This window comes from Anaerobiospirillum sp. NML120449 (assembly GCF_023051105.1).
Classification (GTDB): domain Bacteria; phylum Pseudomonadota; class Gammaproteobacteria; order Enterobacterales; family Succinivibrionaceae; genus Anaerobiospirillum.
Genome location: NZ_JALKIL010000022.1, coordinates 67,716 through 78,786, shown reverse-complemented (window position 1 = coordinate 78,786; position 11,071 = coordinate 67,716). Strand labels below are relative to the sequence as shown.

General features: G+C 53.1%; 3 protein-coding genes and 1 pseudogene. 3 read left to right on the top strand and 1 reads right to left on the bottom strand.

The window, feature by feature from the left end:
• Positions 1-147: 147 nt before the first annotated feature.
• Positions 148-345 (top strand): annotated as a pseudogene (locus tag MXE41_RS07680) (flagellin); the annotation flags it as partial.
• 157 nt (positions 346-502) lie between these two features.
• On the opposite strand, the gene MXE41_RS07675 reads toward MXE41_RS07680, so the two are convergent.
• The gene (locus tag MXE41_RS07675) at positions 503-2,533 is read right to left on the bottom strand and encodes a hypothetical protein (protein ID WP_247100074.1); all 2,031 of its coding nucleotides are present in this window, start codon (positions 2,531-2,533) and stop codon (positions 503-505) included.
• A gap of 1,350 nt (positions 2,534-3,883) precedes the next feature.
• Between MXE41_RS07675 and MXE41_RS07670 the strand changes: the two genes are divergently transcribed.
• Both MXE41_RS07670 and MXE41_RS07665 read left to right on the top strand, forming a co-directional pair.
• Positions 3,884-10,411: a flagellar hook-length control protein FliK gene (locus MXE41_RS07670; protein WP_247100073.1), complete on the top strand. Its 6,528-nt coding sequence runs from the start codon at positions 3,884-3,886 to the stop codon at positions 10,409-10,411.
• Positions 10,412-10,556: 145 nt separating this feature from the next.
• On the top strand, positions 10,557-10,901 hold the full coding sequence (locus MXE41_RS07665) for an EscU/YscU/HrcU family type III secretion system export apparatus switch protein (RefSeq protein WP_246977959.1): 345 nt from the start codon (positions 10,557-10,559) through the stop codon (positions 10,899-10,901).
• Positions 10,902-11,071: the final 170 nt, after the last annotated feature.

The following is an 11,071-nucleotide window of genomic DNA, read 5'->3' as shown; positions in this document are numbered from 1 at the left end:
TCTAGTAATGCTAAGATCATTAGAGACAAAAAAAATCGCTAACTGTGATACAGATGCGATTTCTTGTAAGAAATTGTATTTTTTGCCAAATTTAACTTGACATTTACAAATATTAACACAAACGGTTTAATGTCAAGCTTGACATTAAACAGGCTCGAATCTAGCATTCGCAATCAGGCTAACGTCTCTGCCAACCAGGCTGATGCCCGTAGCAGAATTCGTGATGCAGACTTCGCAGAAGAGTCTGCCAATCTGTCCCAGCAGTCCATTATTCAGCAGGCTGCTGCTTCCATGCTGATGCAGGCCAACACCCGCCCTCAGCTGGGTCTTTCCCTGTTAGGCTAAAGATTACTGTATCAGGATCCTGGCTGCCTGTCTGGCAGCGTCAAGTGGCTCCTTATACCTCAAAGGGCAGACCCACCGGGCCTGCCCTTTTTGCTGTTCACAATGAATCAGGGCAGATTACATTGCTGTAATCTGCCCTGATTGTTTGCTGAGATAGTCATTTTGAGCTCTTGTTGCTGTCTTGACTCATATATGGACCTGGTGTGTCTGTGCCCTTAATGAAATAGCCTTTGTTTTTCAGGCGGGAGCTGCTGATATGGTAGCGCAGTGAGTACTCAAGATAGGATCCCTGATCATCTTCAAATGATGGGCGGCTGTTGCTTTTAATGTTGTGCCACAGGGCTTCCTGTGAAATGTTTGAACGACGCCCGAGTATCTCCCTGACATACTTTCTTTGCAGTGCACGCACTGGTAATACCGGCTGAACTATCTGCAGTCCTCCATGACCACCGTAAGCAGAAAGCCTCTCATCAGTCCCCAGCTGGCAGACTGAATTGACAGTACGCGAAAGTGTAATCATTGGAATCGGCACAATAGATGGAAGAGACGCTCCAGTCAGCCCGTCAGGGTGACTATCTGAGCTCCCGTTCGGTAATGCACTATGCGTGTCACCACCATGCAGTCTTGCTGCTGTATCAGATACTGATGCACTGGTACTGGGACGTACACCACCCTTATCATTGGCAATGCTCAGGGTACTGGTTTGAGCGCCTGCTGGTAGCTGCTGCGAGTTCTGCATATTTACAGTCTTTGCCTGATGAGCAGATGAGTTGTCTGAACCGGAATTGCTTTTGTTCCTGTCATCGTCATTACTGTCATCGCGCGTCTGAATTTTTACCGGCCTGCCTTCGCCGTTATCGCTGCCGCTGAACATCATTGATGCTGAAAAGCGCTTGTTGTGACGCTCATAGCTTTTGTCGTAACCGTATGGAAGGTCATCAAGAGTGATCATGATATCCACAGGCTCTGCGCCAGATCCGGAGCCCTCCACCACTGGGACTGTGCCAGAGGAACTGCTGGCCGATGAGGCGGACTGTGCCGTGCTGTTGTCCTTGTCGCTCTTTGAAGAAGCTGTACCGTTGAGGAATTCAATGCTGAACTTCTTGTTGTACTTCTCGTAGTCCTGATCGTAGCCGTTTGGCAGATCGTCCAGAGAAATCATAATGTCTACGCCAGAATTTCCAGATCCGTCAGAATGGTTCGATGCAGCAGCTGCGTCTGCGGCCCTGACCTCATCCTGGGTCTTAATAACCTGGCTATGATTTGCAGCTGCAAAGGCTTCAGCATTAAGGGTACGGTCAAAACTGACCTGTCCGGTGCGTGAGATACGCTCCTGAAGCTGCCTGTACTCTTTAACACCTACTGTATTACTGTCCTTGAGGTCCTGACGGATAATATCCTGAAGGTGCTCATTAAAATTCCACAGCGCAGTGTAGTTGCTGTAGACATTGTCATGGTTGATACTCAGAGCATTCTTCAGTTCATGGGCGTAATGATTAATGGTGAAAATACTGTTTATGGTTGGACTGAAACGGGTCATGCAGATGCTGAAGCGATAGTCAGTACACGCCTTCTCGTAGCCATGACTGCGGTAAAAACTGACATCGTCCTCATGGACTTCCCCCATATTGAGGGCATTAGCCCTGACCTCGTTCTGGTATTCCTGAGTTACCCACTGCTCGTGCATGGCTCTGGCATAATCAAGGTGCATCATGTGCATATAGACTGATGCCCCCATAAAGCCGGACTCATTTTCATAAGGAATATGGGAAAGTGTTGGGGATGGCTGAGACATCAGCTGGTTGAGCTCAAGAAGAGACATGCTTCTGGCGCGGGCCATATTGCTGCGTCTCTCCTCTTCGGTACGGCGGATCAGCTCAGCGTCAGGGCGCATGGTGCGCGACAATGTGATTAATTCCCTCTCACTGATATATCCATAATCTGACTGGCTGGCAGGAGTCATGTCAGTCATGCGTCGGGCTGTTTCGCGCTCCATGGCGCTGATGTATCGGCCATTGTCATGACTTACCGAGGCATACTGATTATTTGCAGGCACAGCTCCATTAGCTGATGGACTGCCATTTGCTGAGCTTTGCTCTAAGGCAGCCAGGGCCGAAGGAGCAAGGAAAAACATGAGTGAAAGCAGAGCAGACAGGGCTAAACTGCTGTCGCGTAAGGAAACCATCAAGTGAACCAACCTGATTGAGTCACATGCCAGAACACAGAGTCTTTCAGAGACGATGATCTTTCATGACTGCTGAAAAGGTATTTGAGACTGTACGTGTATGCATGTACCGGGGATTACTCCCCTTACACTGAAAAACCGCAGAACAGATAAAACAACATGAGACAGCAAGTAAGCTGTACCTGTATCCCACATCACAGTTACTCTCTCCTGTAACCGTAAGTGATTACCTGTCTTTAGAGACAGAAAGAGTACTCATGCTGTCAGCACAGGCTGGCCTGCGGAAAAACGGCAGCTTTACAAAACACATTTGCAAAAAGCTATATAACACAGATTCAAGGGCGTAGAGGCCTTACTGTGTGACTATAATTGCGCTCCTGCAGAGGTATCTGGCTGTAAGCCATTAGTGATGATATGCCTTTTGATTGATACCACCAGGAGTCTTTGCTTATCCGCACTATTATACTGTTATTGCATGTTTCTTACGTGTGGCATTTATGTAAAAAAACGTGATTTACGCACGACTTTTAACAAGACAAGTGCCATCCAGGTCAACATACTTCGAACTTTTTCATACTGACAATATCGCTCTCAGACATCGCCAGCGCAAAAGAGCACACATTAAATGCAACTTCATGTTTGCATCCCAGACAGCAAATCATTTAACCAGATCCCTGCCTTTTAATCCTCCTGCTCTGTTCGCCATTGATATCTGTCTCAGGATTCTGCAAGGCGGTCTACCGGCTTTGCGAACAGCTCCCTGTTATGTACAGCCATGCCATAAACGGGTATGTCAGCTGTACGGCCTCTGCGGCCATATGGCCCAGCAACAGTGCCCCGGCTATTATCCACTGTGGTCATGTTAGAATGCTAATTTGTCACAGGAGTAACCTGGCAATCCCTGAAGCATGTCAACTGTCCTGCGATTTCGGGATTTGTTCGGTTTTTTTGTCAGGAATTATCCTTTGTGTATCAGTGGCATGGCCAGCATCCTGCCTGCAGCATCGTCCTGCATTTTCTGTCTGTATTGAAGCTGTTTTTTTACCTGAATATAACCGCCCATGGCTAAACTCAAGCATGCTCTTCATGCAGGGCTTTATATGAGCTCTTCAGGCATGAAGTGTGCACTGCTTTGGGTATGGGGTCAGTACAGGAAGCTCAGAACAGCTGTCATCTGCTGATATTATCGACCTGTGAGCAAACTCAGCGCTGCAGGTCACAAATGATATACCCCTGCATTTTCACAGCCGTTACGGCATCAGAACATGTTCTTCTTCTGCCAGGCCGGGTAATTTTGCAAGCGCAGCGCAACGTGCATGCATAATTGCTCACGCCGGCTTCAGGTTTTGTTTCATGAGCACTAACGTAGATAACCGCCTGCAGAGGACCTCCGCTGCGGATACCTCGAGAATTTCATTGAAATCCGCCCTTACAGGTGAGGATAAGGAAGCGTCACGCTCCCCTGCAATGAATAAAGCAGCTACAGTCTCATATCTGAACTCTCTGTCCAGGGAGCAGGATGATGTAGGTGACTCACTGTCGCGCTCAATGAACAGGCTCAATCAGAGTCTGGGCAATGCCATGTCTGCTGCCGGTGAACCTGAGGTCGATTCCCAGGCTGAGCAGATGGCTGTTTACAGCAAGCTGGCAGGCAAGCTCATTGACCGTGATTCCTCCCTCCAGGAAAAAGTTGCGCAGAATCTTTCCAGCGGCTCTTCAACTGTCCGCACCCGAGATGCAGCCGAATCGCTGCAAAAGGCCATGAACTCCCTGCCTGCAACCCTCAAAGAAGGCACTCAGACCGGTAAGGATCTGGCCAAGTTCATGGTGGAAAACCTGGTTACTCTTTCAGACCGTCGCCACATGGGCGCAGGCCTTGAAAGAGATCTGGCAGTCCGTCAGATTAATGTTCCAAAGAACCAGCCCAACAGCCGCATTCAGCAGGCAAGCAGCCGTGTGCTCAGTGCCTCAATCGAATACGTCAAAAGCAATCAGCCAGAGGCTCTGGCCCGCTCAGCCAGAGAAAATGCTGCAGCATCAACAGCAACTTCCTCCTCATCCCGTGGCTCAGACAATTCAGTTGCTTTAACCTCCCGCGATAACCAGCCTGCTGCCAAACAGGACTCAGCCACCTATGCTGAGCGCCTGCGTCAGCTGCGTCAGGCTCATGCCAACCCTGACACCGCCCGCACAGAGAACAGCCGCAACACTCAGGGAAATCCGGGAGCTGACAAGCCTATCAGCGCTGAAATCTCAAAGCGCATCAGCAATCTTATTGCCCGTGCTGCCAACACAGCCAAAAGTGGCAACCTCATCCAGATTTCCCCTGAAGAAGCCGAAAAGTTTGATCGCAGCATTTCAAGTCAGAACCGCTCTGACAGCATCAACCGTCTTTTCAGCCGCGATAACGGCTCTTCAGCACCAGGCGACGGTGAACTGCCGCCACCTTCACGTCATGTTCCTGAGGCTAACGTTCGCCAGCTTTCCCTGGCCGAACTGTCTGCCCGTGCAAGCAAACTTCAAAGTGAGTTTCGTGCCGAGCGTCAGCGCATAGTTCAGGAAGGCAAACTGCCTGATCCTGCAGAAATGCCAAAGATAGTCTTTGAGCCAAAAGTATCTGCACAGAACAGCGCATCTGACAGAAAATCAGCTCTTGATGCCATGCGTGCTCATACCATGGCTCTGTCTCAAAAACTTGCTGCAGCTCAAAACGCTATAAGCTCACGCTACCCTGTCCCTCCTGCAGACGCAGAGGGTGAAGCTGCGCCAAATCAGACTCGCCCTGCCCAGACTCCTGCAGATGGCAAGGCTCAGGCAAACACCCCGGCTGAGAGCAAAGCACCTGTAATTGCTCAGAACAACAAAGCCCCTGCAGATAGTAAGGGAGAGACAAAACCGGCTCCAGCTCCGACTCCAGCTGACAAGCCAGCTACAGCCGATATTAAGCCTCAGAGCAATGCAGCCAGACCTGCAACTGATGGCAAGATGCCTCCACTTAGCATGAACAACATGCCGTCCAATATCGTTAATCTGAGCTTCAAGGCAGTTCAGAGCACCGGTTATGGCGGTATGGATATCATGCCAGGCATGACTATTCCTGTCTCCCACTTTGGCAGTGTCGATAACGATACTATCCAGCCAAACCAGCAGGCTTTAAACGCCCTCAAGATGCAGGCACGTATCCTTGAGGCCCACAATCAGGCTCAGCAGTCTGAGGCCGATGCTGACATCCCGGCATCAAACAGTCAGCATGCCCGCCCTGTAACAATCCCTGCAGGCGAGGCTGACGCTGATGTCCCTGTACAGCAAAATCAGAACACAGCTCAGCGTCCGGCCATCACACCTAATCAGCAACCAGCTGACGGCGATGAAAGCAAGGCACCTGTTAACCAGAACACAGCCCAGCGTCCATCCATCGTTCCGCAGCAGCCAGCTGACGGCGATGAGTCCAAGGCACCTGTTAACCAGAATACTGCCCAGCGTCCATCCATTGTTCCGCAGCAGCCAGCTTACGGCGATGAAAGCAAGGCTCCGGTAAATCAGAACACTGCCCAGCGTCCAGCCATCACACCTAATCAGCAACCAGCTGATGGCGATGAGTCCAAGGCTCCGGTAAATCAGAACACTGCCCAGCGTCCATCCATTGTTCCTAACCAGCAACCTGCTGACGGCGATGAGTCCAAGGCACCTGTTAACCAGAATACTGCCCAGCGTCCATCCATTGCTCCGCAGCAACCTGCTGACGGCGATGAAAGCAAGGCACCGGTTAACCAGAACACTGCCCAGCGTCCAGCCATCGTTCCTAACCAGCAACCAACTGACGGCGATGAGTCCAAGGCTCCGGTAAATCAGAACACTGCCCAGCGTCCAGCCATCGTTCCTAACCAGCAACCAGCTGACGGTGATGAGTCCAAGGCACCTGTTAACCAGAACACTGTCCAGCGTCCATCAATTGTTCCGCAGCAACCTGCTGACGGCGATGAGTCCAAGGCACCTGTTAACCAGAACACTGCCCAGCGTCCATCCATCGCTCCTAACCAGCAACCTGCTGACGGCGATGAAAGCAAGGCACCTGTTAACCAGAACACTGCCCAGCGTCCGGCCATCACACCTAACCAGCAACCTGCTGACGGCGATGAAAGCAAGGCACCTGTTAACCAGAATACTGCCCAGCGTCCATCCATTGTTCCGCAGCAGCCAGCTGACGGCGATGAGTCCAAGGCACCTGTTAACCAGAACACTGCCCAGCGTCCATCAATTGTTCCGCAGCAGCCTTCTGACAGCGATGAGTCCAAGGCACCTGCTAACCAGAATACTGCCCAGCGTCCATCCATTGTTCCGCAGCAACCTGCTGACGGCGATGAGTCCAAGGCGCCTGCTAACCAGAATACTGCCCAGCGTCCATCCATTGTTCCGCAGCAACCTTCTTACGGCGATGAGTCCAAGGCACCTGTTAACCAGAACACTGCCCAGCGTCCATCAATTGTTCCGCAGCAGCCAGCTGACGGCGATGAAAGCAAGGCACCTGTTAACCAGAACACTGCCCAGCGTCCATCCATTGTTCCGCAGCAACCTGCTGACGGCGATGAAAGCAAGGCGCCTGCTAACCAGAATACTGCCCAGCGTCCATCCATTGTTCCTGACCAGCAGCCAGCTGACGGCGATGAAAGCAAGGCACCTGTTAACCAGAACACTGCACAGCGTCCGTCTATCGTGCCTCAGCAGCCTGTGGCTGATGGTGATGAGTCCAGGGCACCTGCTAACCAGAACACTGCCCAGCGTCCGTCTATCGTGCCTCAGCAGCCTGTGGCTGATGGGGAGGAGGGTCGTGCCCCTGCTGATCTCAATACTGCTCAGCGTCCGTCTATTGTTCCGCAGCCTGAAGGTGAGGGTCAGGACGATATTCCTGAAAATATGGCTCATCGCCCAACCATTGTTCCGGGTAATCAGCAAGGTATGGGAGCAAGTGGCGGCAGCAACAGCGAGACAGCTGGTATGTCTGGTCAGGGCCAGAACGCAGGCTCTGCCTCTGGTGGCATCCTCAATCAGTCACATGGCGGCCGCTCAAATATGTACGCCCGCCTGTATGGCGCCGTACAGCAAAACAGCATTAATGATGAAAGACAGCCTTCTGTACACACTGTTCAACGTCCGGCTACCTTAAGCCAGGGCAGTCTTGCAGCTCAGGAAGCTCAGAGCGGATCATCTACTGCTGCTCCAGCCGGTCTGTCAGGCGCACCTGCTGATGGCGAGGTTCTGGATGACGGAGCTGCTGTTTCCCGCAGTGAGAACAGTGTTATTTCTCAGACCCGCCTGCCACCGGGAGCTGAGGTCGATGTCGAAGCTGAGGCTGCCGATGAGGCTGCCCGCCGCCCAGCAACTCACGGTTCTGCAACCGATGTAGCAAAGACCCGCGAGTACCTTGAGCAGCGCTCAGATCAGGCTCAGATTAAGAAAGAAATTGTTCAGCAGGAACAGGCCGCCGAAAAGACCGAGCAGAAGCTGACCAAAGAAATTGCTCAGGACGAGCAGATTCAGGATAAGAAGGCTGTTCAGGAAGAATTTCTGGTCAATATGCAGGCCCGTGCCCAGGCTGCTGCCAATGTGGCTGACAAGATGTCAGCTCAGCATCAGGCTCAGGTACAGACTCAGCAGGCCCGTACTCAGGCCGAGCAAATGGCCGCCCGCAATGGTGAGATTAACCAGTTCTCGCGTCTGTACTCTCAGACTCTTACCGAACAGAGAACTCAGGAAGCTCAGATCATGGGTTCAACCAGGGTTAATACCGTTGGTGATACTCATATCAAGGCCACAGGCACAGCCGTAGCCTCTACCACTACTCATATTATTCAGGAGACAGCTGAGCGCGCCAAAGTAAATCATGGCGAACACGCCCTGCAGTCAGCCCAGCGCAACACCACAGCAGGTAATACCGGTGTCGAGCAGGCTCAGACAGCCGGTCAGACCACCGGACAGACCGGTGGCCAGGGTACCGGTGCTGCAGGTCAGGGTTCAGCCCAGACTGCAGGTGCCGCTCAGTCCCAGCTGGCTCAGGGTCAGACCCAGGCTGCCCAGACCGGCACTCAGAGTGCTGGCCAGGCTCAGACTGGCCAGGTTCAGCCAGGACAGGCACAGCAGGGTGCCGCAGCACAGACCCAGGCAGCCGCTCAGGCTGCTGCCCAGGCTAATGCTCAGACTGCTGCAGGTGCTCAGGCCAGTGCCCAGGCAGCTGCCGGTACTCAGGCAGCTGCACAGAATGCCCAGGCCGCAGCTCAGCAGGCAGCTCAGGCTGCCCAGCAGGCTGCTGCCGCAGTGCGTAACGAGCTGGCTCAGAGTGTTAAGCCTGCTCAGGGCGCCCAGGCTGCCGGAGCAGCCGGTGCTGTCGGAGCTGCCGGCGCCGCCGGTCAGAGCGGCATGGCTGGTGCTCCTTCAGGAACAGGTCCTTCACCAATGCCTGGTACTGGTGGTACTCCGGCAACAGGTGATCGCCCAGGCATTCAGATTCCTCCTATGCCTATTCTGCACTCTCCTGTTATCAGTCTTGATGAGGACAGCCTGCAGGATGAGATTATCAAGAACGTTATTCAGACCGTACCGTCTGATGACCTTGATGAATTTGGCCTGAAAAACAGCAGCAATGGCAATCAGGCTCTGTCCGGTGTAGTTGCCGATACTGACCTTACTGCCGATAACAATGCCATCAGCCAGATTATCAACAAGGGCAATGATGGCATGATGAGCTCCAGCGTTCTTGGTGCTGCCCAGATTACCTCCGGTCAGAACGACCCTATTCCTGAAGAAAGTGTGGTTAACAATGTTGCTACTCCAAAGGAAGGTGGTCTGTTCCGCCGTCTGGCTTCACTCTTTGGCCGCCGTAATGCCGATGAGGCTGCCAGCATGCCGCCTGCAGGACTTGATAAGGCAGCCGGTGCTGATAAAACTGTAGATCCAAGCAAGGCAGCCCTTGAAGATGGAACCCGTGACACCTCGGCACTCAACAGCAAAAACACTGAACAGGCAGCCCAGTCCAGCCTGCGACAGAACAGTCTTGAGAACCTGACCTTAAAGCTGCAGACAGCGGCAGCTGATCAGTCCCTGCCACCTAAGATGCAGGAACAGGCTCAGAACCTGCTCAAGTCTCTGAACAATCCGGTCAATGATCTGCAGACTGTCAGCAACTGGCTGAACTTTGTCACCGGTCCAATGTCACCATCATCTTCTCAGGCCATGGCCCTGCACCAGTGGGCTTTCATGCTGCTGTGTATCCGTTTTGAGCAGATTGGTAAGAACGTTGACAAGTTCCTGAAGAAGACTCAGGGCGGTGCCCAGAAGGCAGCAGCTCTTGAGCCTGCCATCAAGGAACACCAGAAGATGACTCAGGAAATGGACGAGACCAGCGCCAGCAAGAGCCGCGACCTGCTCAAGGAAACCTTTGGTCAGGTAGAGCGCATGCAGCAGCAGATGCAGTCCATCCCTCAGGATCAGTCCATGCTGCGCCATATTCCTCTGCCACCTAACTATCAGGGCGGCAAGGAAGGCAGCATGAGCGCTCAGAAACGCAAGGATGAAGATGGCGGCACCAGCTGGCATCTCAACTTCAATCTCGACCTTGAAAACCTCGGTGCCCTGCAGGTAAAGGTCAAGCTGCGCTTCCCTGAAATCCAGATGTCATTTGTGGCTGAAAAGTTTGAGACCCTGCAGAAAGTTCAGGCTCACATGCCAGAACTCAATGCCCGACTCAAGGAAGTAGGCCTGACCTCACGCGGCTCCAATGCCCGTCTGGGCCCGGTCAGCTTCAATGACAATGCAGTCATGACTGAGACACCTCTCAGCCAGGACCGCTTCCGCTTCGAGGGCAACGCCTTTAATGCCAATGCCTGATGAACAGGCAACTCATGACAGCTGCAGCCGCGCCACAGGCCTGAGCAGCAGTCCAGGGCTGCAGCGTCACTGCCGGTGGCATCCCACTGCACACCTAACCGGGACAGCGAGCCCGACTTAAACCCGATTTTGCCGGAGAAACAGTATGTTCTCATCCAAGTCATCCTACTCACGCAACAAATCAGGCCTCAAAGAGGCTGTCGGTCTGAGCTACGATGAGGAAAGCCGCAGCTCCCCTGTGGTCTCCTCAAAGGGTGAGGGTGCCATGGCCGAGGCCATTATCGACATGGCAAAAGAGCTGGGTCTGTACGTTCACAAGGACGAGCAGCTGATGAGTCAGCTGCGCTGCCTCAAAGAAGGTGAGGAAATCCCTCGCGAGCTTTTTGAGGTTATCTCCCAGATACTGGCTTTCAGCTATCTGCTGCAGGGCAAGACCCCGGCGTCATGGACCCGTGCCGACGGCACCCGCGCCATCAATGTCAACGCCTGATACTGCCCCGCAGTCAGCCCGGCCCAAAGCCGAAAAAAAGCCTCCAGCTGTTGCTGGAGGCTTTTTTCATTGCTGTTGTCAGCGCCGCTGTGTTGATCCCTACCGGGGCGGCTGGTCCGTGTCCCGGCCCAGGCTGCCCGTGGAGCGGCCCGGGACTGTCCGTAGCCCGG